27 protein-coding genes are annotated in these 23,477 nt (G+C 41.4%); 5 read left to right on the forward strand and 22 right to left on the reverse strand.

The genetic code is table 11. From position 1 onward, the window contains the following. Positions 1-35: 35 nt before the first annotated feature. Positions 36-1,211, forward strand: a complete 1,176-nt coding sequence (locus AC25Y5_RS08050) for an MFS transporter (RefSeq protein ID WP_488139857.1) — start codon at positions 36-38, stop codon at positions 1,209-1,211. Positions 1,212-1,318: 107 nt separating this feature from the next. Here AC25Y5_RS08050 and AC25Y5_RS08055 read toward each other — a convergent pair whose 3' ends face one another. Continuing rightward, positions 1,319-2,644 (reverse strand): L-cystine transporter, encoded by a 1,326-nt coding sequence (locus AC25Y5_RS08055; RefSeq protein ID WP_488140019.1) that lies wholly within the window; start codon positions 2,642-2,644, stop codon positions 1,319-1,321. Between the two features lie 235 nt (positions 2,645-2,879). Between AC25Y5_RS08055 and cls the strand changes: the two genes are divergently transcribed. Continuing rightward, positions 2,880-4,331, forward strand: a complete 1,452-nt coding sequence (cls, locus tag AC25Y5_RS08060; protein WP_488139858.1) for a cardiolipin synthase — start codon at positions 2,880-2,882, stop codon at positions 4,329-4,331. 72 nt (positions 4,332-4,403) lie between these two features. Here cls and AC25Y5_RS08065 read toward each other — a convergent pair whose 3' ends face one another. From AC25Y5_RS08065 to AC25Y5_RS08090, 6 genes are all read right to left on the reverse strand, one after another. Further along, positions 4,404-5,375, reverse strand: a complete 972-nt coding sequence (locus tag AC25Y5_RS08065; protein WP_488139859.1) for a M15 family metallopeptidase — start codon at positions 5,373-5,375, stop codon at positions 4,404-4,406. A gap of 236 nt (positions 5,376-5,611) precedes the next feature. Beyond that, complete coding sequence (locus AC25Y5_RS08070; protein ID WP_488139860.1) at positions 5,612-5,860, reverse strand: hypothetical protein; 249 nt, start codon at positions 5,858-5,860, stop codon at positions 5,612-5,614. A gap of 47 nt (positions 5,861-5,907) precedes the next feature. Continuing rightward, positions 5,908-6,768, reverse strand: coding sequence for a membrane protein insertase YidC (gene yidC, locus AC25Y5_RS08075; RefSeq protein ID WP_488139861.1), 861 nt, complete (start codon positions 6,766-6,768; stop codon positions 5,908-5,910). 52 nt (positions 6,769-6,820) lie between these two features. Next, positions 6,821-7,633 carry a helix-turn-helix domain-containing protein gene (locus tag AC25Y5_RS08080; protein WP_488139862.1) on the reverse strand — a complete coding sequence of 271 codons (813 nt, stop codon included), beginning with the start codon at positions 7,631-7,633 and terminating at the stop codon, positions 6,821-6,823. Positions 7,634-7,731: 98 nt separating this feature from the next. After that, complete coding sequence (locus AC25Y5_RS08085; RefSeq protein WP_488139863.1) at positions 7,732-8,085, reverse strand: hypothetical protein; 354 nt, start codon at positions 8,083-8,085, stop codon at positions 7,732-7,734. A 76-nt stretch (positions 8,086-8,161) separates the two neighbouring features. Further along, positions 8,162-8,614 (reverse strand): GNAT family N-acetyltransferase, encoded by a 453-nt coding sequence (locus AC25Y5_RS08090; protein WP_488139864.1) that lies wholly within the window; start codon positions 8,612-8,614, stop codon positions 8,162-8,164. Between the two features lie 99 nt (positions 8,615-8,713). Here AC25Y5_RS08090 and AC25Y5_RS08095 point away from each other — a divergent pair, with 99 nt between their 5' ends. Beyond that, the gene (locus AC25Y5_RS08095) at positions 8,714-9,208 is read left to right on the forward strand and encodes an N-acetyltransferase family protein (RefSeq protein WP_488139865.1); all 495 of its coding nucleotides are present in this window, start codon (positions 8,714-8,716) and stop codon (positions 9,206-9,208) included. Between the two features lie 45 nt (positions 9,209-9,253). Here AC25Y5_RS08095 and AC25Y5_RS08100 read toward each other — a convergent pair whose 3' ends face one another. The 5 genes from AC25Y5_RS08100 to mntR form a co-directional block, all read right to left on the reverse strand. Beyond that, on the reverse strand, positions 9,254-9,727 hold the full coding sequence (locus tag AC25Y5_RS08100; protein ID WP_488139866.1) for a DUF4064 domain-containing protein: 474 nt from the start codon (positions 9,725-9,727) through the stop codon (positions 9,254-9,256). A gap of 353 nt (positions 9,728-10,080) precedes the next feature. Next, positions 10,081-10,362, reverse strand: a complete 282-nt coding sequence (locus tag AC25Y5_RS08105) for a GNAT family N-acetyltransferase (protein WP_488139867.1) — start codon at positions 10,360-10,362, stop codon at positions 10,081-10,083. Positions 10,363-10,423: 61 nt separating this feature from the next. After that, complete coding sequence (locus AC25Y5_RS08110) at positions 10,424-11,293, reverse strand: DUF1002 domain-containing protein (RefSeq protein ID WP_488140020.1); 870 nt, start codon at positions 11,291-11,293, stop codon at positions 10,424-10,426. An 88-nt stretch (positions 11,294-11,381) separates the two neighbouring features. Further along, positions 11,382-12,239, reverse strand: coding sequence for a CvfB family protein (locus AC25Y5_RS08115; protein WP_488139868.1), 858 nt, complete (start codon positions 12,237-12,239; stop codon positions 11,382-11,384). Next, the gene (mntR, locus tag AC25Y5_RS08120; protein WP_482101454.1) at positions 12,239-12,664 is read right to left on the reverse strand and encodes a transcriptional regulator MntR; all 426 of its coding nucleotides are present in this window, start codon (positions 12,662-12,664) and stop codon (positions 12,239-12,241) included. Before mntR ends, AC25Y5_RS08115 begins: the two co-directional genes overlap by 1 nt. Before the next feature lie 133 nt (positions 12,665-12,797). Here mntR and AC25Y5_RS08125 point away from each other — a divergent pair, with 133 nt between their 5' ends. Then, positions 12,798-12,944, forward strand: a complete 147-nt coding sequence (locus AC25Y5_RS08125) for a lmo0937 family membrane protein (protein ID WP_482101765.1) — start codon at positions 12,798-12,800, stop codon at positions 12,942-12,944. 203 nt (positions 12,945-13,147) lie between these two features. Here the strand turns inward: AC25Y5_RS08125 and AC25Y5_RS08130 are convergent, their stop codons facing one another. The 3 genes from AC25Y5_RS08130 to AC25Y5_RS08140 are packed head-to-tail and all read right to left on the reverse strand — an operon-like array spanning position 13,148 to position 16,748. After that, positions 13,148-14,260, reverse strand: a complete 1,113-nt coding sequence (locus AC25Y5_RS08130) for a GNAT family N-acetyltransferase (RefSeq protein ID WP_488139869.1) — start codon at positions 14,258-14,260, stop codon at positions 13,148-13,150. A gap of 27 nt (positions 14,261-14,287) precedes the next feature. Next, positions 14,288-16,396 carry a heavy metal translocating P-type ATPase gene (locus AC25Y5_RS08135; RefSeq protein ID WP_488139870.1) on the reverse strand — a complete coding sequence of 703 codons (2,109 nt, stop codon included), beginning with the start codon at positions 16,394-16,396 and terminating at the stop codon, positions 14,288-14,290. Then, positions 16,383-16,748, reverse strand: a complete 366-nt coding sequence (locus tag AC25Y5_RS08140) for an ArsR/SmtB family transcription factor (protein WP_488139871.1) — start codon at positions 16,746-16,748, stop codon at positions 16,383-16,385. The genes AC25Y5_RS08135 and AC25Y5_RS08140 overlap by 14 nt, the downstream gene beginning before the upstream one ends. Before the next feature lie 176 nt (positions 16,749-16,924). Here AC25Y5_RS08140 and AC25Y5_RS08145 point away from each other — a divergent pair, with 176 nt between their 5' ends. Further along, positions 16,925-17,269 (forward strand): hypothetical protein, encoded by a 345-nt coding sequence (locus AC25Y5_RS08145; protein WP_488139872.1) that lies wholly within the window; start codon positions 16,925-16,927, stop codon positions 17,267-17,269. Positions 17,270-17,307: 38 nt separating this feature from the next. On the opposite strand, the gene AC25Y5_RS08150 is transcribed toward AC25Y5_RS08145, so the two are convergent. Genes AC25Y5_RS08150 through AC25Y5_RS08180 form a run of 7 tightly spaced genes read right to left on the reverse strand, consistent with a single transcriptional unit; the run spans position 17,308 to position 23,124 of the window. Then, positions 17,308-17,688: a Na+/H+ antiporter subunit G gene (locus AC25Y5_RS08150; RefSeq protein ID WP_488140021.1), complete on the reverse strand. Its 381-nt coding sequence runs from the start codon at positions 17,686-17,688 to the stop codon at positions 17,308-17,310. Next, positions 17,666-17,950 (reverse strand): Na(+)/H(+) antiporter subunit F1, encoded by a 285-nt coding sequence (locus AC25Y5_RS08155; RefSeq protein WP_482101459.1) that lies wholly within the window; start codon positions 17,948-17,950, stop codon positions 17,666-17,668. The genes AC25Y5_RS08150 and AC25Y5_RS08155 overlap by 23 nt, the downstream gene beginning before the upstream one ends. Continuing rightward, positions 17,950-18,432: a Na+/H+ antiporter subunit E gene (locus AC25Y5_RS08160; protein ID WP_488139873.1), complete on the reverse strand. Its 483-nt coding sequence runs from the start codon at positions 18,430-18,432 to the stop codon at positions 17,950-17,952. The genes AC25Y5_RS08155 and AC25Y5_RS08160 overlap by 1 nt, the downstream gene beginning before the upstream one ends. 46 nt (positions 18,433-18,478) lie before the next feature. Continuing rightward, a complete protein-coding gene (locus AC25Y5_RS08165; protein WP_488139874.1) occupies positions 18,479-19,963 on the reverse strand; it encodes a Na+/H+ antiporter subunit D in 1,485 nt (494 codons plus the stop codon). Then, positions 19,956-20,294, reverse strand: a complete 339-nt coding sequence (locus AC25Y5_RS08170) for a Na(+)/H(+) antiporter subunit C (RefSeq protein WP_482101462.1) — start codon at positions 20,292-20,294, stop codon at positions 19,956-19,958. Before AC25Y5_RS08170 ends, AC25Y5_RS08165 begins: the two co-directional genes overlap by 8 nt. Before the next feature lie 3 nt (positions 20,295-20,297). After that, positions 20,298-20,720 carry a Na(+)/H(+) antiporter subunit B gene (locus AC25Y5_RS08175; protein WP_482106101.1) on the reverse strand — a complete coding sequence of 141 codons (423 nt, stop codon included), beginning with the start codon at positions 20,718-20,720 and terminating at the stop codon, positions 20,298-20,300. Further along, on the reverse strand, positions 20,710-23,124 hold the full coding sequence (locus AC25Y5_RS08180) for a Na+/H+ antiporter subunit A (RefSeq protein WP_488139875.1): 2,415 nt from the start codon (positions 23,122-23,124) through the stop codon (positions 20,710-20,712). Before AC25Y5_RS08180 ends, AC25Y5_RS08175 begins: the two co-directional genes overlap by 11 nt. Between the last annotated feature and the right edge of the window lie 353 nt (positions 23,125-23,477).

Consider the following 23,477-nt stretch of genomic DNA (forward strand, 5'->3'; position numbering starts at 1 on the left):
TGAAAGTAGTGATTTGAGAGAAAGTAGGTTTAATCATGAAAAAAGCAATCCTTCTTCTTATGTCCGTGCAATTCTTTGTTTACCTCGGGTTTGGAATCATTATCCCGATTCTTCCCGAAGTCATCTTGCAGCAAGGTTATTCCGAAGTGCATGTCGGCGGACTGCTGACCATTTACGCACTCGCCTCATTTTTCACTGCACCGCTTTGGGGTGTTTTCTCAGATCGTACAGGTAGAAAAAAACTAATTTTGATAGGCCTTATTGGCTTTAGTCTTAGCTTCTTCTTGTTCGCGCTATTCCTAGAGAACTTGCCGTTGCTATATGCTTCGCGTGTTGTAGGTGGAATATTCTCTGGGGCACTTTACACTGCCGTAACAGGGTTCGTAGCAGATATGACAGATGAAGAAAACCGCAACAAATACATGGGTCTACTTGGCATGTCGATTGGTCTCGGTTTTATATTCGGCCCTGCAATTGGCGGTGTACTTGGTAATGTTAGCCTTCAATTACCGTTTCTAGCGTCCGGTTTATTAACAGTACTTCTTATGGTTTATGCGGGAGTTATTTTAAAAGAGCCTGAACGGCGTGGTGTGGCCAATAAACGCGCAATCCTCCCAAAAGGAGCGGCAACACTTTGGCAATACCGAATCCGCTATTTGTTCCTGTTCTCCTTCATGATAACGTTCCTTCTAGCGGGACTTGAATCAACGTTCCAATTGTTCCAAATCTCGAAAATTGAAATCACACCGCTACAGCTTGGTTACTTATTTATGGCTAGTGGATTTGTCGATGCGGCAATTCAAGGTGGGGTCGTCCGACGGGTGAAAAACGGCACAGAAACGAAATGGATTATCGGAGCGCAGATTGTTACTGCAGTCGGACTTTTCCTAATCCCATTCTCATCCAGTCTCTTCTGGGCAGGCTTTGCACTCAGCGTTTTCACTGCTGGGTACGCACTTGCACGGACAGTACTCGTTTCACTAACAACAAAAGAATCAGGTGGTAAATATGGAACCGCCGCTGGAATGACGTATTCCATGGATAATATGGGACGCATTATCGGTCCGCTCTTATTTACCTGGATTTTCACACAAGAAGCCGGCAATATGTATTACATCTCTGCAGTTCTTGCACTCCTTTCTATTGTGTTAATCTTTGCGTATAGAAAGTCTGCTAAATCGTTGCGGAACTTGGATACGGCGACTGAATAATTAACCAAAATAATAAAGGCAACCTCTCTAAATTAATGAGAGGTTGCCTTTATTTTTACCGCAGAAGATGTTAATATCTTCTGCGGTATTTTTTATGAAACAACAATTTACACTTCAACAGTCTGTTTTTCAAGTGGGGCATTGTACAAATCTTTATCCAGTTCACCTGTTACTCGTGCAGTCGTAACACCAGCCATCATCGAACCGTTGACGTTCAATGCTGTACGGCCCATATCAATAAGCGGTTCTACCGAAATCAAGAGTCCTGCTAGTACGACTGGCAAGTTAAGTGCCGATAAAACTAGAATGGCTGCAAATGTCGCTCCCCCACCCACACCGGCAACTCCAAATGAACTGATTGCCACGATAGCGATCAATGTAACAAGGAATGTCGGTTCAAGTGGATTTTGTCCAACAGAAGGTGCAATCATAACTGCAAGCATCGCCGGATAGATTCCTGCACATCCATTTTGACCGATTGACAAACCAAACGACCCTGCAAAGTTAGCAATTCCATCAGGTACACCAAGACGTTTGGTCTGTGTATCGATATTAAGTGGAAGTGCTCCTGCACTCGACCGTGAGGAGAATGCAAAAATTAATGCTTCTGCTACTTTTTTCAAGTATGTGATTGGATTCAAACCACATAACGCAATAATAATTAAGTGAATACCAAACATGACAATAATTGCAACATAGGACGCGAGCACAAATTTACCTAGACTAAAGATGGCAGCAAAGTCAGACATTGCGACAGTGCGCGCAATAATTGCTAAAATCCCATAAGGCGTCAACCGCAATACTATTTTTACTACGCCCATGATTAAAGAATAAATAGCATCGATTCCTTTTTTAACGGTAGCCGCATTTTTCTCGTCTCTTCTCGTTAGCGTCAAGTATGCAAAACCGAGAAATGCAGCAAAAATGACAACCCCAATTGTTGATGTTGGTCGTGCACCCGTCATATCAAGGAACGGATTCGCCGGAAATAAGTCGATTATCTGATCTGGTAATGCGCGATCTGCTACATCAACGGAACGTTCTTCAATCTCAACGCCGCGAGCAACTTCAGCATCCCCTTGCACAATTTCAGTTGCATCAAGTCCAAATAAAACTGTCGCAGCAATCCCGATGACTGCGGCAATCGCCGTTGTACCAACGAGAAGCCCTAATATTAATCCGGCCATTTTCCCGAAATTTTTACCGATTGTTATCTTTGTGAATGCCCCAAGTATTGATATGAAAACAAGTGGCATAACAATCATCTGGAGTAACTTGACGTAACCTGTTCCTATCAAGTTGAACCACGGCATTGACTCTTGCAGTATGGACGATTCTGTCCCGTAAGCAAAATTTAAAATGAGTCCGTATACAATCCCGAGCCCAAGTGCAGTAAAAACACGTTTTGAAAACGAAACCTTTTTGCGATGCATACTATATAGTATACCGACTAGCAGTAGCAAGCCGACGATATTCAAAATCAGCAATAATATATCCACATTTTTTCCTCCTATTATTAATAATGGCGTAAAGTACAAATTATACTCTATACTTTTAATACCAACCAGTCAAGTAGGCTTTATTGTTCCAATTGTCACTATTATCTTCATTTTCCTTAGTTATCCGTTATACTAATGAAATAGGCATCATTTCTGAAGGAGGTAGCTAATGAGTCAACTTATCAGCATTTCAGTGATAGCAGTTTTTATCTTGAATATATTTCTTGCAATTGCTCTTATTTTTCTAGAAAGAAGAGACCCTACCTCAACTTGGGCATGGCTCCTTGTCATATTTTTCATACCATTCTTTGGTTTCTTCATCTACCTTTTGCTTGGCAGGCGACTTAGGGAAAAACATCTTTTTCGCTGGGAAGGTCGGAATAAGATCGGAATTGATCAATTAATTGATTATCAAATTGAAGCAATCGAAGAAAACACCTTAGAGTTTAGACTAGATGACACTGCACATTACCAAGACATGATTTACCTTCACCTAAGAAATAACCATGCTGTCTTGACCCAAGACAATGACGTTCAAGTCTTTAACGATGGGGCAGCTAAATTTGACACACTTATTCAAGACCTCGAACAAGCAAAAGATCACATCCATTTTCAATACTACATTTTCAAACTCGATACCCTTGGAACAAGGATATTAAACGTTTTGATTCGAAAGGCAAAACAAGGAGTTAAAGTGCGGGTGTTATTTGATGATATTGGTTCTAGGGGACTTCGCAAAAGACATTTACAAGAACTGATTGATAACGGCGGGGATGTTGAAGCATTCTTTCCGGCTACGATGCCACTCATCAACCCTCGGATGAATTTCCGGAATCATCGCAAAATAGTTGTTATCGACGGCCGAATCGGATATGTCGGTGGATTCAATGTCGGTGACGAATACTTGGGTCACAACAAGAAGTTCGGCTATTGGCGTGATACACATCTTAGAATTGAGGGTAGCGCGGTCCATCCTCTTCAGACAAGATTTATATTGGACTGGAACCAAGCATCCGAAAAAAATGATATTGAATATGCGGAACATTTTTTCCCCGCAATCCCAAGAAAAGGTTCAGTCGGTATGCAAATCGTTTCTAGCGGGCCTGATTCCGAGTGGGAACAAATTAAAGACGGTTATCTAAAAATGATATTCATTGCGAAAAAGTATATCTATATCCAAACACCTTATTTCATTCCCGATATCAGCTTTCTGGATGCTCTACGCATCGCTTGTCTTTCAGGAATCGATGTACGAATAATGATACCAAATAAGCCTGATCACATGTTTGTTTACTGGGCCACCTACTCGAATGTTGGAAAGCTATTAAAAGCGGGTGCCCGTGTTTATATTTATGAGAACGGTTTCCTGCATGCGAAACAGATTGTCGTAGATGATGAACTTTCGACTGTCGGAACTGCCAATATCGATGTACGCAGTTTTAAATTGAACTTTGAAGTCAATGCATTCATTTATGATCGACAAAAGTCACATGAATTAGCTGAGCTGTTTGAACAGGATATGCAATTATCAACTGAATTGACATATGACATGTATTTGGAACGTTCACGTATGATTAAGTTAAAGGAATCTGTCTCTCGATTATTATCGCCAATATTATAAAATTAGAATGAAAGGGACGTACCGTTAATTCGGTACGTCCCTTTTTTTGAAGTATGCAGAGTAGGTTTTACTTTACTGTATACCAAGATATTCTTCCAGAGTAATTCCCCTATTGTAGATATCAGTAGCGACTTCTGTTCCGACATAGCGGTAATGCCACGATTCATGCATATAACCCGTGACATGTTCTTTTCCTTCAGGGTATCGCATAATGAAACCGAATCGATGCGCATTTTTTGCCACCCATTTACCCGCACCTGTTTCTCCAAATGATGATGAAGCAAAATGCTGTTCGAAATTCACTTCACCAATGTCAAATGCGAGTCCTGTTTGGTGTTCGGAATAACCTGGGCGCGCACTGTATGTATCGGCTGCACTCTTACCGTCACGCGCAACATATCGCTCGTAAAGGACAGTCTGATAATCATACGAACGATACGTGCTGAAAGCCGTCAAAATGTACTGTGATAGTTTTGCTTCTGCCGCCATCTTTTCAAAGGCTGTGCGCGCTTCTTTACTCTCACCCTCCGCATAATCTTTCGGCAATGGATACTTTTTGTTGGCTATCAAAATGTTTTTAACGTATTTCGGTTCTTTTGGAAGTACCTGCCCAGCAATATATCCACCCTTGTCAATCAAGAGAGCCGGTTTTTCTGTAGTGCCAGCGTCTGTATTGTCGTTTCCAGAGGATATGGATGGTGGAGTAGTTGGTTTCACGGGTTTTTGATTCGTTTTTCCCTCTTCTTTTATTCCCTCTGCATCCGGATCAGCTACGTCGGGCACTTCTGACTTATCGTCGCCATTCTCCACGGGATCGTTCAGTTCATTCAGTTCCGTTTCAGGAGCTACAGTTTCATTCAACGTCGAACTCGGAAGGCCAATGACTTCCTTGACTTTTTGTACACTATTCTCTACATCCCAGTTATTCAACCCAACCCAAGTCACCATGCCAGTCACAAGGATTCCAGAAATAAGTAGCGTGAACGTCAAAGCTTTACCACGTTTATTATTTTCTTTATTATATTTATTGTTTTTCCGTCCCATTGTCGAGCCTACCTTCTCAATATATATCTATATTCTATCATCATTTTTCTTTGCAGTCAGCGTAAACTATCATTTCATTTTACTAAGTTAACAACTCGTGGCAGCACATGAAATGGTCGTCTATTCAGCATCCTCCATTTTCATCGTACTGATGGCTAAGCAGAAATATGCCTTTTTGATGTAGCCCTAATAAAAAGACGCACACCGGAAATTTCAGTTCCCAGTGTACGTCTTTTTCAAACAACAATAATAACAACGAGTCCCACAATAAATGCTGTTCCAAAAAAGAGTGACATCCATAACATCCATTTCGACTCACGCGTCATACCTTGGTCACGAAATGATAATGAACGAGCTCCATTCGTCAATGAAAATAGTGCGAGCATTGATAGGACAGCAAAGTTTAAATTCAGTTTGATAATGTAATAGATAGAGGCTATTGCAGTCGCCCCAATTCCGATTCCAAACAACCATTTTGCTTGCATGTATATACCTCCAAAAAAAAGACCGAAGATTTCTCTTCAGCCTACTCTCATTTATCTTCTTTTTTATCTAGCTCTATTTCTTTAACTTCTTCTTTTTCTTTTTCTTTTTCTTTTTCTTCAATAATAACTTCTTCAGCACCTTCTACTACGACCTCAGGATGCTTATAGTAGAACTTGCGCCCCAAATACGTTTGGAAGATAAGGAGAAGTCCGCCAACAGCCCAGTAAAGGGGTAATGCCGCCATCGCTTGAAACGAAATGAACATAATCATGATTGGTGACAAGTAAATGAAAGCCTTCATCTGTTTCTGCTGCGTTTCAGGCATGGTCCAAAGTGAGACACGTGCTTGAACGAAGTAAACTGCACCTGCAAGTACCATCATAATCATATCGGGTTCCCCAAGGTTAAACCAAAGGAACGTGTGTGATTGTACTTCAGGGGAATTCAAGATAGCAAAGTAGAGACCCATGATGACAGGCATCTGAATAATCAACGGAAGACAACCCATGTTAAGCGGGTTGACGCCATGCTTCGAATATAGCCCCATCATTTCTTGCTGAAGCTTCATTTGCTCATCTTTTAGTTCTTTTTCTTTCGCTTCTTTCAAACGTTTCTGAATGTCTTCCATCTCAGGACGAAGTGCATCCATTTTTATCTTCATGTTCTGTTGCGCCTTATAGTTTTTCAACATAAGTGGCATAAGGATGACTCGTATTAATACTGTAATTAGGATAATCGCTAGACCGTAACTCCCATTGAAGAAGTCACTGAAGAAACTAAGTGACCAATCCATTGGCTTAACAAAAAGATTATAAAATGTACCTTCTTTGTTCTCGATGGCCGCACATCCGCTTAGAAATATGGCAGTAGTCAGTAACATCGTTAGTAACCCAATCTTCTTCTTCAATAAACTCACCTTCACTATTTCAAACTACTGAAATTATACCCTAATAGCACAATCAATTACAATGTTTGACCTTTAAAGAATCAGTTTCTTCTATAGGTAGACTGTAATGAAAATACTCCCCCGCCAAACTACTTCGGAACCGTCTGGGCGTTTGGCCCGTATATTTTTTAAACATACGGGTAAAATAGCTTTGATTGCAAAAGTTAAATTTATCGGATATACAAGAAATTTTCTCTTCAGAAAAACGAAGATTGTATTGAGATTCTTCGACCTTACGAATAGCTATGTACTCCACTAGAGTAATACCGGTATGTTCTCTAAATATGCGAGATAAATGGCTCGTACTAATGCTGTACTTTTTCGCAAATTCCTCAACAGTCATAGACGTTTCCACGTTCTCATTAATGTACTTGATGACATTATTTACTGTACTATGCATCAGTACTGGCTGTTTTCTCTTCGAAAATACATGTATATAATATTCTATCAATTCATATGCCAGTTCAACAGTATTTTTTTCATTTAATTTACCAGCTATCAACATGAAACACTCTAAATTGAAATCCAGCGCCTTATTAGCAGAGTGAGATGTACACTCTAACTTTCTTGCCACTATCGAGGATAGTGTGATTAAGTAATATTTTACGGCATCATATTTGTGGGTCTTAGTACGGGCTGCAACACAATTCAGAACTACTTTCACTACTTGCTGTGCTTCTTTTTTTTCAGAACGGTATAGATGGTTTAATAACTTTTCTTCTAAGCGAAAAAAGTTTTCTACTTCTCTGTTTGTATTCCTTTTTCCCTTTTTATCAATTTGCATTTCATACTTTGTTTGTAGTTGACTTTCCGTTACCGTATTCATTTTTATCACCTCGTTGTTCAATTGTTAGTTGTATCTGATATATTCGGAAAAAAAAGCACTCCCTTATTGGGAAGCGCCTTTGGTACCATCCGTCAATACTATTTATTGGATTGTTCCGCTATAGGTTCATCTGATTCTTTTTTGTGATAGAGTCCGTCTGTTTCAGCCGTCATCTTCACGTCGTCTTCAACTTCTTGGTTATAATAATGGACACTTGTTTGAGCCCCTTCACTGACCATTTTATTATCTTGAAGATCGTACGGATCCGAATGACCAACTTTTGTGTCGGAAGAACGGTTTAACTTTTGTGATTCAATAAAGGAATCAACTTTTGTCTTCACATTTCCGAAAGCAACTTGTGCCTTATCTCTGTTTTCCTTTTTACTGAAGTAGGCATATGCACCTGCTGCAATCGTCGCAAGTAGTAAATTGTTATTTTTTTTACGAGCCATTCAAATCATTCCTCCCAAAATATAATAAAGATGCGTTATGTAGTGAGTATACCCTCATCTTCTCGTTTAGAAACTATCATTCATCATCAATATATAAAAACATATCGATATGCGGAATCCCTCCATCGTCATAAGGCTTGGAAACGGCTTCAAATCCATGTTTACCGTAAAAGCTTGTAAGATGAGACTGTGCTTGCAGACGGATTTTTTCTGGACTCCATTCATTTCTAATGTAATCAAGGCACTTTTCCATCAGTTCATGTGCAAGACCTGTCCCTCTTTTGTCTGGTCTGACTATTACGCGTCCAATCGAGGGCTCCGGATACTTCACACGTGCAGGAAGAAGCCGCGCATATGCAGCAATCCCCCCTTCATCTAAGCAAAATAGATGAATTGCATTGTAATCATAACCATCTACTTCATGATACGCACAGTCCTGTTCAACATTGAATACATCAACTCTCAACTTCAACATTTCGTATACTTCACGGCCGCTTAATTTCTCAAATTCTTTGTGAATCCATTCCATATAAAGCCCACTCCCATATATTTCAATTTGATTACATCGGTAGTTATTGTCTCTTTTTTTTGGTATAATAACAAAAAGAAATGCAGAGGTGACAGTGCGATGATCCGACTGATGACAGCCAAGGATAGTATGCACGTTCAACAAATTGTTCTCCACACTTGGAGCGAAACGTACAAAGGTATCATTCCCAAAGACGTTCAAAAATCATTTATCCATCGCTCTTATTCGGATGCGATGATAATGAAGCGTATGGAGAAAACATATGTATTGGTAGCCGAACACCAAGGTGTTCCAATCGGTTTCGCAAACTTCACGAAAAGAGACGAAGATGGTGATTCCGAATTGACTGCTATGTATATTTTACCTTCCCATCAGCAAAATGGATATGGAACAAAGCTATTCGACCACATGTTATCATTACTTTCTGACGCGCAGCAACTGTTCGTCTATATAGATGGACACAACGCTATTGGACGCGCCTTTTGTGAAAAACAAGGCTTCCAACTGATTGATGTCTTCGAAGAACATTTTGAAGGATATCCGGTTGAAACTGCGCAGTACGTCTATGGTATTCGGCAGCCTGTACTTGTTTAGTAAATAAAAAACGCTTTCCTCCAAATGGAGGAAAGCGTTTTTCATTTATAAAGGTCGCATCGTTCCGTTGTATTGATCATCTACAAACTGTGGTTCCTTAGTTAATGGTGGTTTCTTTGTGAAACATAGAATTCCAGAAATATAGAGAAGTATTGAAGTAATGTTTAAAAATCCTCCCAATACCCCAGCAATGATAAATAGTATACCAGCTAGTTTTGGATTTTTGTTATTCCAAATGTTTACGAGTCCAATAACTATCAAAATGAGACTTACGATCAAAGCAATAATGATTAACCACATAAAACCACCCAAGAAATTAAAGATTGTAAAGAAAACCTCAATATCTGCAGGACTAAGCGTCGGATCAAACAATAATATCTCCGTTCGGAATTCATCCTGGAACGCAGGATCTGCCTTGATAAAATTCAAGAATGCCAGTATTGCAAAGCTTAGAATTACTCCTATCACTGTTAGGACGGCACTAATAATCGATAATACTTTTTCTACTGTGCGTTTCACGAAATATCTCCTCCTTTATTGCTATATATATGTCTATACGTTTTACATGGGAATAGGTTTCATCTCCCCTGCATAATCTGCTTATTACGTTTGACTCTCATTCTAACGGGTAATAAATAAGTATTCACCATTTACATTTTTTTGACGAGAGGGGACGTTACAAATGGAGAAAAAACTAATTTTCAGTCAAGCCGACATGATGTATACGATCGCCGGTGCTACAGTATTAACGAGTATTTTGTACTTCATTACATTACTGTGAGGGATTCGAATGATCCAAACTTCATTATGTAAAATATAAAAGGCAATCCGTAGTTACTATAACTAAATGGATTGCCTTTTATGCGTCTATATCATACTTTGATGTCGTCGTAGTCTTTATAACGCTCAAATGCTGTTACAACGTATGAACAAACCGGCTCCATTTTCAGTTCCTGCTCACGGGCGTAGTCAGCTGCGCGATCGAGTATCTTTTTTGCAACCCCTTGGCCACGTAAATCCGGGGAAACGAAAGTGTGGTCCATTACCATGACGTCACCAAGAATAGTCCATGTAATTTCTGCTAGCATCTTTCCATCTTCTTCATGACGGAACGCGAATGCGTCCCCACCTAATTCCACAAATTCGAATTCCATTTAAATTGCTCCTTTTCCATAAATTTAAATCACTGAAATTTCATCACAATTCGGAACTTGTTTACTTAAACCACGATTGAACAGATTCGATCAGATTCGCGAAAAACTCTTTCACTTTATCCCAGAATCCTGGATCGATGTCACCTATTGTATCTTTAATCTTAGTTGACATATCGGAAAGTTGCTCAGAAATCTTATTAAAGTCGATATCTAGACTTCTTATCCTATCCATTAAGTCAATTAGCAATTGACGGTCAGCTTCGCTTAACTCGATATTGTATTTCTTCAGCTGTTCAGCCACAATCTTTTCGACTTCTTCCTTAGTCGCAGGATTTTTCTCTGCAATTTGTTTCTTAATATCCGTTAGAAGTTCGGCAACTTTATCACTCTCGACTCCAGTTTCTTTTGCAAACTTCGTCGCAAGATTCAATTCATCGTTAGCAACATCCGTCCGCTCCGTATCGAGCTTCTCGCCAGTTACTTCATAAGCTTTGTATATACCAACAAGCGCTGAGTGACCCGTCACTTTTTTGGGTGACGCCACTTCAACAATTGCATCTTCAATACCCGCTGTTAGCATTGCTGTAGCGTATATTTCTGATGTTACTTGTGTAATGTTATCTTCAGTAACAATACTGATGACGAGTCCTTTGCCTTCTTCTTGCCTCGTAATTTTAGCTGAAGAATACATTCTTGCCTGACTATTCCCATCTTTAATATATTTCACAAGGTCACTGCCGTCAACGGTGATTTCTTCAACTTCTGCTTCATTTGCAACGCCTAAACTTTCTTTAACGCTTTCTTTTTCAGCATCGGATAAGTTTGCACCATATACGACAATTGGTACACCCAGTTTCTCATTAATAACCGGGTCTTCCGCACTTACAGTTGCCGGTCCCAGAATTCCGATAGCTAATACGGCTGCAATCATTGTTGTTAGTAGACGTTTCAATGAACATTCCCCCTTCTTTACATGAATAAATACGATTCGGGGTCAAAAAAGTTCCCTTGCTTCAGTGTTATTTCAATAATGTCTTTCCTTCACCTTGTTCAATTCTGCCCTCTTTCATGAGTTTACCGAGCGCACGCTTGAATGATGCTTTGCTCATATTGAACACTTCTTTAATCTCATCTGGTGTCGACTTATCAGTAAACGACATGCGCCCATTGGCTTTGTCTAAGTAACGAAGAATTGTTTCAGCGTCGTCGCCTAAACGCTCCTCTTTACGCGGGAGCATTGATCCATTCAATGTTCCATCTTCACGGACACCAATTATACGTACTTTCATTTCCTGGCCGAGACGGGGTTCGCGTTCCTGTTCCGTATTGTGAATGAAGATACGGTAATTTTCCGAAACACTAAGCATGAATGATCCTACTGGCAACAGACGGTACGCTCTAGCTTTTATATCCATATTGAACAGGGATGAAGGTGCTTCGACAATTTGTTCCAGTACGCGTTCTTCCGTTGCAAGTCGTCCAAAAATCGTGCCGCCCAAATCCATACGAAGTGTCATATACAGTGCATCATCCGTTTTTGGCCAAAGCGCCCGCACTTTTGGCATGTCATTTTTATTAACTAGCACTTCGATAGAGGAGCCGATGTCCACGTAGACCCCTTCATGTTCATCTACTCTGATTACACGTGCCCACCCAAAAGTGTCAGCTGTCATGTGTGGAATTTGCATGGTCGCTGAAAGTTCTCCACGCCTGTTTGTATAAAGAAAGACGTTAACTTTATCACCTGCTTGAATGTCCTCATCCGCATCGGATGTGTTCATCATAATATGATCGCCATCTCCATCCAATACCCACCTCGAACCATCCTGCTCCAATACTACCAATTCTGCTTTATAACCCGATTTAAGTTCTTCCATTACTTATCAACCTCTTTCTCAAAATCCATTACTCGTAACTTTCTAACAAACTCATCATCTTGTCCCATCGCTTCAACAAGATTTGTTATTCGATCCATCGCATTCCAGCTAAGGTGATGTTCGATTCCTTCTACGTCCCCATAAATGTTTACTTCGTCAACCCCGATAATGCGGAGAAACTGTTCCAAAAGATCATGACGCCGTACAAGTCTTTTTCCGAATTCAGATCCTTTGTCCGTCAACTCAAGACCTTTGTAACGTTCATAGACAATATACCCTTCTTTATCTAGACGCTGTGCCATTTTTGTTACGGAAGAAGGAAGAACTGCCAATGATTCTGCAACGTCAGATACACGCGCAACGCCTTTCGCTTCAATATGCAAATAAATCTGTTCTAGATAGTCTTCCATACCCGGTGTTGCCAACTGTAACGCCTCCGTTATGTATGCCCGTACTCAATCCAAATTACTCCTGTCTCCTAAACTCTGCGTTTAACTTTTCGATAGAGGGGGTAGATATTAGAATACATACAGTAAAGGGGTGAGGCATTTGGGTCGAATTTTATGGTTAATCATTGTAGCACTATTCGTATTTTGGTTATTAGGTCTAGTTTTTAAAATTGGTGGAGGACTAATTCATATTCTTCTTGTAATTGCGGTTGTTGTATTTATCTTCAACCTCATTACTGGAAAACGGAGCGTGTAACGAAAGGGATGTCGACTCAAGTCGGCATCCCTTTCTAATGCACTTTTTCAAACTTTGGTAGCGAGACGGCTACTTTCGCTTTTCTTGTCTAGCTACAGGCGCCAGCTCCTCGGGTCATAAGCAATCCAGCTATGTGGCAAAGTGCGCCACGCCGCTGGATTGACTTATGCCTGTCGGAGCTAGACGGCGCCTTTCGCTTTTCATTAGTCTATTTTCGCATAGATGCATGTATTTCGTAAAACATTACCGTCCGGTGATAAGGAATCTTGGTTTAATATCCCTTCAAGCGTAAACCCAGCACGTTCAGCGACGCTCCGACTTTTCATGTTTTCTTCGTCACAGCGTATTTCTATTCTGCGGGCCCCCAGTTGTTCGAATGCAAATTGCTCAATAGATTTCACAGCTTCGGTCATATAGCCTCTACCCTCAAATTCCGTAGCCAACCAGTAACCGATTTCAAATTTTGGAATCGACCAATCAATTCGATGAAGCCCTGACGAACCAACGAATTTGCCAGTCTCTTTTTCGTATATATGAAAGCGCAGGTCAACACGCGTGATGAAATTTGCAATTGCTTTTCGTAAGCTCTCCTCTGTCATATGCAGCTCAGGTTCCGGTTGCGCCCACGGCATCCACTTGCGAAGCGCAGGTAAGGAATCTCGTATTGCGTTCCAGGCATCCATTGCATCTTCAAGTTTTGGAGCACGAATAACCAACCGTTCCGATTCGAATGAATCCGAAAAGCTTGGTATAAACGGAGTCCTTGCAGGCTTCCTTGACTTCTCACCATCTTCCCAAATGACAGGAGTCGTCGTCCCCGCCATAAAGTCTTCGCGTGTTATACCGTAGGTCACTGCATCGTAATAGGAATTCTCTTTTGGTGAAAACCAAGCTTTCCGAAGATGCGCTTCTTTAACAAAACCTGCCCGTTCAAACGTTTTTCGCATCGCTAAGTTATCCTGCCTTGTGTGACCTTCGAGACGTATTTTATTGCCAAATAAATTAAATACATATTCTGCTACAAGCCTTAGTGCTTTGGGTCCGTAGCCGTGCCCTCTCGACATATCCGCTATTCGTAAATCGAATAACGGAATGGCATCTTGTAAATCGTATATCTTCACAATGCCCACTTTTTCCTCGTTTTCATTTTCTACCCAGAATGTTTTCACTTCATCCGACCCATATCCGCCTTCTTCAATTGTTTTTTCAATCAGATGGCGACCGGGATCAGAGTTGCCGTGGAAAGGCCACGTATTTGTAGTGATAAAGTGAATTAACTGTTCCTGCTCTTCCATGGTCCATTCTTTTAAATGCATTCAATTCCGCCTCCGTTTAGAACCTGCTTACTTATTAACACGCAACAAACGAAGCGAGTTCAGTACAACGAGTAATGTCGCACCCATATCCGCGAAGATGGCAATCCATAATGTTAGCCAACCGGGAATGATAAGGAGCAGCGCAATAATTTTTAAGCCTAATGCAAACATAATGTTTTCTTTGATGATTCGCAATGTTTTTCGGCTAAGTTTTATTGTATAGGGCAGTTTTTCTAAATCGTCAGCCATCAGTGCAATATCAGCTGTTTCAAGAGCGGCGTCCGTTCCTGCCCCGCCCATGGCAATCCCGACAGATGCTGCCGCTAAAGCAGGGGCGTCATTGATTCCGTCACCAACCATGGCGACACGGCCATATTGTTTGCTCAATTGTTTAATTGCTGTCAGTTTGTCTTCAGGCATCAGACCGGCACGCACATCCGTAACGCCCAATTCAGCAGCAATTGCTTCTGCCGTCACCTGGTGATCTCCTGTCAACATAACTGAATGACGGATTCCAATACTCTTCAATTGTTGAAGAACCTCACGGCTTTCCGCGCGAATCGGGTCCGTTACTGCCAGCAATCCACCGAACACCGATCCTGATACAATAGCCATCACTGACTTCCCTTCCTGTTGTAGAGATGCCGCTTGGTGTAAGACTGATTCCGGCAACGATGACAGCTCCTGCGCCCAACTGATACTTCCGATATAAGTCCTCACGCCATCAACCTCAGCATAAGCTCCTTTTCCAGTTACTGATTGGAAATTTGAAACCCGAACTTTCTGAGCACCGAATGCATGCGCATAATCAACGACAGCTTTCGCAAGCGGATGCTGTGACAACGATTCGACGGCTGCAATTGCATTTAGTAATTGTACTCGACTTCCTTCATCACTAGGAATGAAATCTGTTACTTCCGGATAGCCTTTTGTTAATGTGCCTGTTTTATCGAAAGCGACAACATTAAGCCTTCCCGTCTCTTCAAGGTGGATACCGCCTTTAATAAGTACGCCTTGACGCGCAGCGTTTCCAATTGCGGTCACGATCGCTACCGGCGTGGAAACTACAAGCGCACACGGACAACCGACGACAAGTACTGCGAGTCCTTGATAAATCCAAGCGCTCCAATCCCCACCAAGTAAAGGAGGAATGATAGCCACTAAAATGGCTATCACGATAATAACAGGTGTGTAATAGTTGGCAAATTCATCGACAAATTTTTGCGATGGCGCTTTTTCCGCCTGTGCTTCTTCTACTAGGTGGATAATTTTCGCAATTGTTGTATCCCCAACAAGCTTCGTGACCGTTACTTCGAGCGCTCCTTCTTCATTGAGTGTTCCCGCAAACACATTATCACCTGGCTTTTTAAGAACAGGAATGGATTCACCTGTAATCGCCGCTTGATTCACTGTAGATGCTCCCGTCAGGATCGCACCGTCCATGGCAATCTTCTGTCCAGGTTTCACGATGAGGATATCCCCGACGCGGATGTCTTCTGTTAAAAGCTCCACGAATTCTACTCCGCGTTTTACCAAAGCAGAGGGCGGTGCAATATCCATTAACTTTCGGATTGACTGCCGAGCTTTGTTCATTGAATAGGCTTCCAAGGCTTCACTGACTGCGAACAAAAAGACAACAACCGCGCCTTCACGCCATTCACCAATGATTGCAGCGCCGATAATCGCAATGGTCATTAGTGTTTTCATATCAAATTCAAAACGAACAAGGTTTAGCAATCCTGTTTTGAATATCCCCGCTCCGCCAACTACGATTGCTATGGCAAATAATAGTATTGCCGCCGGATGTGTTTCTGAGTAGAGGAATGAGATAGCCATCCCTACTATTAAAAAGATAAGCGAAAAAAGTGTAACAAGATTTTCCTTGCGTTTAAAGAAAGGTATCTTCGCTTCAATTACCTTACGCTGTAGCGAAACCACTTTAATACCATCAAAAGCACCCGCTGCTTCAAGGTCTTCTATACTTGCGGTACCGCTGAATGCTAATTTAGAAGCACCAAAATTCACTTGCGCTTCTTGTACAGATGGTAATTTTTTGACGTTATTTTCGAACTTCATGGCACAACTGGCACAAGTCAGATTCTCAAGCCGATATTCTTGTTTTTCAACCGTTGTCAAATTCAACACCTTCAATCGCATGCTCATGTGCAATCTTCACTAGTTTGTAGATGTGATCATCTGCAAGTGAATAGTAGACCATTTTCCCTTTTTTCCTGGACTTAGCAAGTGCTTGAACGCGCAAATACCGTAAATGATGGGATGCAGTAGCGACTGAAGAACCAATGACTGCCGCAACATCGCAGACACACATTTCTTCTTCTATCGTCAGGGAATAAGCGATTTTCAATCTTGTTTCATCTGCTAACGCTTTGAATATCCCTACTGCCGCTCCTAAATCCGGGAGCGCTTTCTGTACACTTTCAACGACTTCTTCATGAACTGATACCACTTCACACACTTCTTTTATCATCCTATATACACCTCATTCAAATGTTTGTTTGATTGTAATTAGTATATGCAAAATTCCGAGAAGTTGCAAGGTTAATCAAACAATGGTTTGAATGTTTATTCGTTCATCAGTATTTCAATGTACGTGCATGGACGAAATCCAGACTTTCTGCTAGAACGTAGCACGACTAAACTGCAATGACGGCTCGGAAAACTCATAACTCGTCGCTTACAATGCCGGAAGCGATGATTTGTATTATCATCCGCAAGAAACATCCAACGCCGATTAAGGAGCCTTTTGAGCAGTTACACACCCCTCATCAACTTGTCATTAAACATGGGGTCGTCGGACCAACAATCGTGAATTACGCGAATAGTAATGCTGTCGATCTCGTTGTTCCCAGCAGCCGCAGTCTTAAAGTGGAAAAACGGAGCGCATTTGCGTCCCGCTTTTCCACTTTTACGTATATTCTCGTACTATTCAATGATGGCATCTCTTGCTCAATCAAGCCGATTCTGCCCCATTCGCAACATGCCTTCTAGTCCTTCATATAATCAAATAAAAGGATAGACCGGCGACTCTAGTCGCCAGTCCCATCCTCCTCTTTTTTATCCTTATGCAATACATCATACAATTCATCCTCAGTAGAAATCGCTGCAAGTTTTACATTCGAACGGTAAGCTGCACGGACAATCACATGCCCGGCAACCGGTGCAGTCAGAAAGACAAAAACAATTCCAAGCAGTAGACGAACACTTACGAAGTGTTGACTAAACAAAAAGTAAATGAAAGCACCTGACAAAGTTAGTAATACAGAGAGCGTCGAGCTCTTCGTTGCAGCATGGGATCTCGTGTAAACGTCAGGTAAACGAAGCAGTCCGAACACGCTGATTAGGCTAGCAATTCCGCCTAGCAAGATTAGAAATGCACCTAAAAATTCACCGATCGCGTTTACGTTCAACAATAACACCCCTCTCAATGAATTTCGAGAAGGCGATTGTTCCAATGAACGATAGAATTCCCATTATGAGAATGACTTCTAAAAACGATTTTGTGTTCATCATTACTGAAATGACCGCTATCGTCGCAATTAAATTGACACCTATGACATCAAGCCCTATAACCCGATCCGGCATAGATGGTCCGAGTATAATCCGTATGACAGCAATGGCTATTGTTATCGAAAATAATATGAGCGAAGTTGTTAGCATTACTTGAATCATTAGCGGGTCACCTCCATGATCGCTCTTTCAAAGTTATGCAACTGCATTAAGAGTCCATCACGTGATTGTTCGACGTCCATCGCGTGGATGTAAAGTACATTTCCCTCAGGGGATACTTCCATGACGACAGAACCCGGGGTCAATGTCAAAAGCAATGATAGCAACGTCACTTCCGAATCACTTTCCAATACAGTTTCATATTTAAAAATTCCTGGTTTAATATTGAGCGTCGGGCTTAGAATCTGTTTCAATACGACGATACTGGATTTGGTCAACTCAGAAATGAAGATGAAGAGCAACTTGATGGTTGCGTACAAGCGGCGCAAGTAAAATTGGGTACCAAAAAATCGGTGCATGAAAAATATGATTCCAATCCCTACTAGGAAGCCGGCAAAGAAAGTCGTAAACTTCAACTCGTCTTCATCCATTAGGAGCATCCAGAGCAAAGCTATAAATAAATTCAACAATAATTGGGCTGGCATAAACGGTCACCTCTTCTTTACGGTTAATGGATAGGAGTGTTCTCGATTATCCGTTGCCTTTCAAAACTGCATCGATATAAATTTCAGGATTCATCAGCGTGCGTGCCGCATCAGAAACGTATGGTGCAAGTCCCTCTGCTCCAACTCCCAATGCAATAGTCAAAATACCGAACAGCACGAGTGGAATAAGCATCCCTTTTTTTAGCGGGACATCGTCATCTTCATTAATAATTGTCTCACCCCAGAAACAGTTCATGAAAATGCGCAACAATGAATAAAGCACAAAAATACTAGATGCGAAGGCAATTGCCAGCAAAACGAATGAACCCGTTTCAATCGCGCCCTGTCCGATATACACTTTGCCGATGAATCCGCTAAGTGGTGGAATTCCGGCAAGCGACAGCATCGTGATGAAAAACAGCCAGCCCAACAACGGATAATTTCGGATTAAGCCGCTCATTTTTTCAATCCTACCTGTTCCTGTCAAGTAAACCATCGTTCCAGCAATCAGGAATAACAGCGCTTTGATAATCATGTCGTGAATCAGATAATAGATAGACCCTTGGATTGCCACTTCTGTCGAAACAGCTAGTCCAACAAGTATAAATCCGACTGCAATGACGACATTGTAGGAAACAATCTGTCGAATATCATTATAGGCGATTGCACCGAAACATCCGCCAATCATCGTTACCGCAGCCATGATGCCAATCATCGAATGTGTTACACCCGGCTCGTGATAAAAGATGAGTGTAAACACGCGGAACATAGCATAGATACCCACTTTCGTAAGTAACGCACCGAACAAGGCCGCAACTGCTGTCGGCGGTGCACTGTATGATCCAGGTAGCCAAAAGTAAAGAAGTAGTCCAGATTTCAAACTGAAGACTATTAAAAATATAATACTAATCACTGTCAATAGTGGCCCTTGTCCGACTTCTGCGATACGAACGGATAGATGCGCCATATTGAGCGTTCCTACTGTGCCGTATAAATACGCGATGCCGACTAGGAAAAACCATGAGGACAGCACATTTATGGAGACATACTTTATCGATTCGACAAGTTGTACCTTCCTACCCCCAAGTGTAATAAGAACGTAGGAAGCTAATAACATCACTTCGAAACAGACGAATAAGTTAAATAAATCACCCGTCAAGAACGAGCCGTTTACACCAGCAATGAGAAAAAACACGAATGGATAAAAGAACATATTTTCATGTGCCCGTCCGATTGAAGAAAACGCATAAATTAGAATGATTCCTGTAACAATCGCGGTCGTCAATACGAGTAGCATGGAAAATGAATCCGCAACGAACGAAATCCCGTAAGGCGGCAACCAGCCACCGAAGTCAATCCGTAAAATCCCATCCGCCTGGATCAGATTCAATATGTATATACTCACGGCGATGGTCACTATAATGGAAACTAGACTGAATCCCCGTTGAGTTTTTATATTGCGTCTAAGAAATATTAGTAAAATCCCCGTCAATAAAGGGATAATCATCGGCATTACAACAATATTATTCATCTTCGAACCCTCTCAATGCAGTCAGACTGTCCGATCCAGTCTCGTTGTATGTTCGGTAAGCTAGTACCAGTAAAAACGAAGTCACCGCAAAGCTGATTACTATTGCTGTGAGAATTAGCGCCTGCGGGAGAGCATCCGTATAGCTTTCTGCATTTTCACCTAATAGTGGGACAGCACCTTTTTTCAGTCCACCCATCGTCATTAGGAGCAAATGTACAGCATGTGACAAAATAGCAGTACCTAGAATAACCCGAACCAGACTTTTGGATAGCAACAAATAGACAGCAACCGTTACCAGCACTCCAACGAGTATCGTTATTAACGTTTCCATCAGCTACACATCCTCACTAATACTTAATATAATTGTTACGACGACGCCGACAACAGTCAGCGCCACCCCAGCCTCGAAAAGAACCATAGTCGACAGCTCTGTTTCCCCGAACACTGGTAAATTGACATGGCTAGCCGTAATTGTTAGGAACTCAGCGCCGAAGATAACCGGTCCGAGTCCCGTTCCCACAGCAAGCAAGACACCGAATGCTGCAATTTTCTTGAAATCGAATGGAATTCCCTTATGAACTGTTTCGATATCGAATACCAAGTAGAGCAGGACGAAAGCAGAAGAAAGGACAAGACCGCCTATGAAACCCCCTCCGGGATTATTGTGGCCAGATAGGAACAATTCAACGCCAAACGTCAAAATGATGAAGACAACGATTTTCGTCACAGTTTGTAAAATGACATCATTAGTTTTCAACGTCCTTGTCCTCCTTCCCCGCCTTTAGTTTAATTAATGTAAACACTCCGATTCCCGCGATGAAAAGAACGACAACTTCCAACATTGTATCGAACGCCCGGAAGTCACCCAAGATTGTATTTACAATATTCTTTCCACCCGTGAGCTCATAAGCATTTTCAAAATAGCTGGAAATTGAATCGAACATTTTATTTCCCTGGACGATTAATGCCAGAACCGTTACAACCGTTCCAACTGATACCGCAATAATGCCTCTTGTAATCTTTGATGAACGGGTTGCTTTCTCTTTGCTCCATTCCGGTAAGAAATAATAACATAAAAGAAATAACGCCGTAGTCACGGTTTCTACGATAATTTGTGTTAAAGCTAAATCTGGCGCTCGGAATACAACAAAGAGAATCGCAATTGAATAACCGAGAACACCATTTAAAAGAATTGCAGTTATACGCGATTTTGCAAAGATAATCGCTATACTCGCACCCATCATTACGAAAACGATGATGAATTCATTAATTGTAATAGGCGCGTCATTAGAGAAATCAATGGAAAACCCACCTGTCCACAATAATCCTCCACCAACCGTCACAATGAAGAATATAAATATATAGGCAAGATAATCCCTAAGGTAGCCTGTCATATAAGTCCGTGTCAGGAATGCCGACCCATTTTCCAACTGCGATAATAGACCGTTATATGCAGTATCTAGATTCCAACGCATCGGGACAATCGTATAAATCCCTCGCCAATATCGGAGGAAGATATATAGTATCGTGCCCAGTATGACGATACCGATTGTCATCAGTAATGGCATATAATTAAATCCGTGCCAAGCGGATATATGCGGAACAAGCCCTTTTGCCCCTTCAAATGGTGGATAGATTGAAGCCATCGCGGGACTCAATAAATAACGTCCCACCACATTCGGGAAGAAAAAGATTCCGACGACAAGTAATGCAAGAATTGATGGTGCAATAAGCATACCCACTGGCGCTTCTTGTGCCTTCCGGTCAAGACGATCCGGCTGATGTTTTCCAAGAAACGTCTGGAAAACGATAATCATGCTATAAACAAATGTCAACACACTCGCAAGCCAAGCGACGACCGGTATGAGCGTTCCCCATATTGGCCCCATTGCAAAAATATCGAGGTTGCGAATAATTAATACAGATTCAAAAAACATTTCTTTACTAAGGAAACCATTAAATGGTGGTAATCCAGCCATTGAAAAACTTCCGATAACCCCAATTGTAAATGTCACAGGCATAAGTGACATTAGTCCGCCAAGTCTCCGGATATCCCGCGTACCGACCTGGTGATCAATAATACCAACGACCATGAATAATGCACCTTTGAACGTAGAATGGTTAATTAGATGAAACAAAGCTGCAAATCCAGCTTGTGTGTAAATAACCGAGTCGGCACTGTAGCCTTCGTTCAGTGCCGCAGAACCAAGTCCGAAGAGGCTCATAATCAGACCGAGCTGACTGATAGTAGAGTAAGCCAACAAGGCTTTAAGATCTGTTTGCCGTACAGCGTTAACGGAACCCCATAACAAAGTAAATATCCCTACGCCAGTCACTGTATAAAACCACACCGATTCCCCACCAAATACAGGCGTAAAGCGTGCCACTAGGTAAATTCCCGCCTTTACCATTGTTGCAGAGTGTAAATAGGCACTAACAGGTGTCGGCGCTTCCATAGCATCCGGTAACCAGATATGGAAAGGGAATTGTGCGGATTTTGTAAAGGCACCGAGTAGAACGAGCAACATTGCCGGTATGAAAAGAGTTTCATCTGTATGCTGGCCAATGGTGCCAATTATTTCACGCACACTAAACGATCCTGTCATTGCATGAAGCATAATAAAACCGGCTAGCATCCCCACTCCGCCTGAAACTGTAATAAGCAACGATTTTTGCGCGCCTGATCTGGACTTTTTCCTGTGATACCAAAACGCGATTAACAAGAATGACGAAATACTTGTCAATTCCCAAAAAACATACAGCACCATCAGATTATCTGACAGGACCACTCCGAGCATTGCACCCATGAACATTAAAAGATAAACATAAAATCGCCCTAACGTTTCACGTTCGGATAAATAATATATGGAATAGAGAATGACTAAACTTCCTACCCCAGTTATAAGTAGAGCAAAAATCATACTTAGTCCGTCAAGATACGTCGTAAAATTAATTCCTGCAGAATCAATCCATTTAATTGTATGTATATACGTTTTTCCTCCCGCAACAGAAGGAATATAACTAGCAAGAAAAATAAATAATGTTAGCGGAACAACCATGACAAACCATCCGATATTTCGGCTCGGGACCCGCTTATAAATGTACGGGATAAAGAGAGCAGCCAAAAACGGAGTGAAAATGGCTAACGTAATTGATAACAAATGCAAACCTCCAGTTCTAAACAGATTAATCCCGTTGATTTTATTCACCTAGAAAGTATACGGAAACCGATAGCTCTGAGTGTGTAGGGATTGTAAATTTTCATAATAGTTAAGTGTGCACTTGACCTGCGTCGTATCTGACGGGATAATAGGGAGCTATAGCTAACAAGCAGAAGGGGAAACTCTATAAGTTTATACAAGAAATTATACACTATAACAGTATGGTTAGCACTTTGAAGGCATTCGATTTACTTATTTCTTGTCAAGTGAAGCAGTTTCATATATAATTGCTTGGTTTTCAATTAATGTTAAACTTCATATACAGATATATAATTAGACAAATAATAATTAAG

Source organism: Sporosarcina sp. Y1011, assembly GCF_057669885.1.

Coding starts and splice junctions, on each gene's coding strand:
- AC25Y5_RS08130 (WP_488139869.1), bottom strand. CDS start 14,260: ATGCATTTAAAAGAATGGACCATGGAAGAGCAGGAACAGTTAATTCAC.
- AC25Y5_RS08165 (WP_488139874.1), bottom strand. CDS start 19,963: ATGAATAATATTGTTGTAATGCCGATGATTATCCCTTTATTGACGGGG.
- AC25Y5_RS08115 (WP_488139868.1), bottom strand. CDS start 12,239: ATGGAAGAACTTAAATCGGGTTATAAAGCAGAATTGGTAGTATTGGAG.
- AC25Y5_RS08170 (WP_482101462.1), bottom strand. CDS start 20,294: ATGGAAACGTTAATAACGATACTCGTTGGAGTGCTGGTAACGGTTGCT.
- AC25Y5_RS08065 (WP_488139859.1), bottom strand. CDS start 5,375: ATGGGACGGAAAAACAATAAATATAATAAAGAAAATAATAAACGTGGT.
- AC25Y5_RS08140 (WP_488139871.1), bottom strand. CDS start 16,748: ATGATAAAAGAAGTGTGTGAAGTGGTATCAGTTCATGAAGAAGTCGTT.
- AC25Y5_RS08085 (WP_488139863.1), bottom strand. CDS start 8,085: ATGGCTCGTAAAAAAAATAACAATTTACTACTTGCGACGATTGCAGCA.
- AC25Y5_RS08080 (WP_488139862.1), bottom strand. CDS start 7,633: ATGAATACGGTAACGGAAAGTCAACTACAAACAAAGTATGAAATGCAA.
- AC25Y5_RS08155 (WP_482101459.1), bottom strand. CDS start 17,950: ATGATTCAAGTAATGCTAACAACTTCGCTCATATTATTTTCGATAACA.
- AC25Y5_RS08090 (WP_488139864.1), bottom strand. CDS start 8,614: ATGGAATGGATTCACAAAGAATTTGAGAAATTAAGCGGCCGTGAAGTA.
- AC25Y5_RS08055 (WP_488140019.1), bottom strand. CDS start 2,644: ATGCATCGCAAAAAGGTTTCGTTTTCAAAACGTGTTTTTACTGCACTT.
- AC25Y5_RS08110 (WP_488140020.1), bottom strand. CDS start 11,293: ATGATTGCAGCCGTATTAGCTATCGGAATTCTGGGACCGGCAACTGTA.
- AC25Y5_RS08145 (WP_488139872.1), top strand. CDS start 16,925: ATGACGGCTCGGAAAACTCATAACTCGTCGCTTACAATGCCGGAAGCG.
- cls (WP_488139858.1), top strand. CDS start 2,880: ATGAGTCAACTTATCAGCATTTCAGTGATAGCAGTTTTTATCTTGAAT.
- AC25Y5_RS08160 (WP_488139873.1), bottom strand. CDS start 18,432: ATGCCAGCCCAATTATTGTTGAATTTATTTATAGCTTTGCTCTGGATG.
- AC25Y5_RS08095 (WP_488139865.1), top strand. CDS start 8,714: ATGATCCGACTGATGACAGCCAAGGATAGTATGCACGTTCAACAAATT.
- AC25Y5_RS08070 (WP_488139860.1), bottom strand. CDS start 5,860: ATGCAAGCAAAATGGTTGTTTGGAATCGGAATTGGGGCGACTGCAATA.
- AC25Y5_RS08105 (WP_488139867.1), bottom strand. CDS start 10,362: ATGGAATTCGAATTTGTGGAATTAGGTGGGGACGCATTCGCGTTCCGT.
- AC25Y5_RS08050 (WP_488139857.1), top strand. CDS start 36: ATGAAAAAAGCAATCCTTCTTCTTATGTCCGTGCAATTCTTTGTTTAC.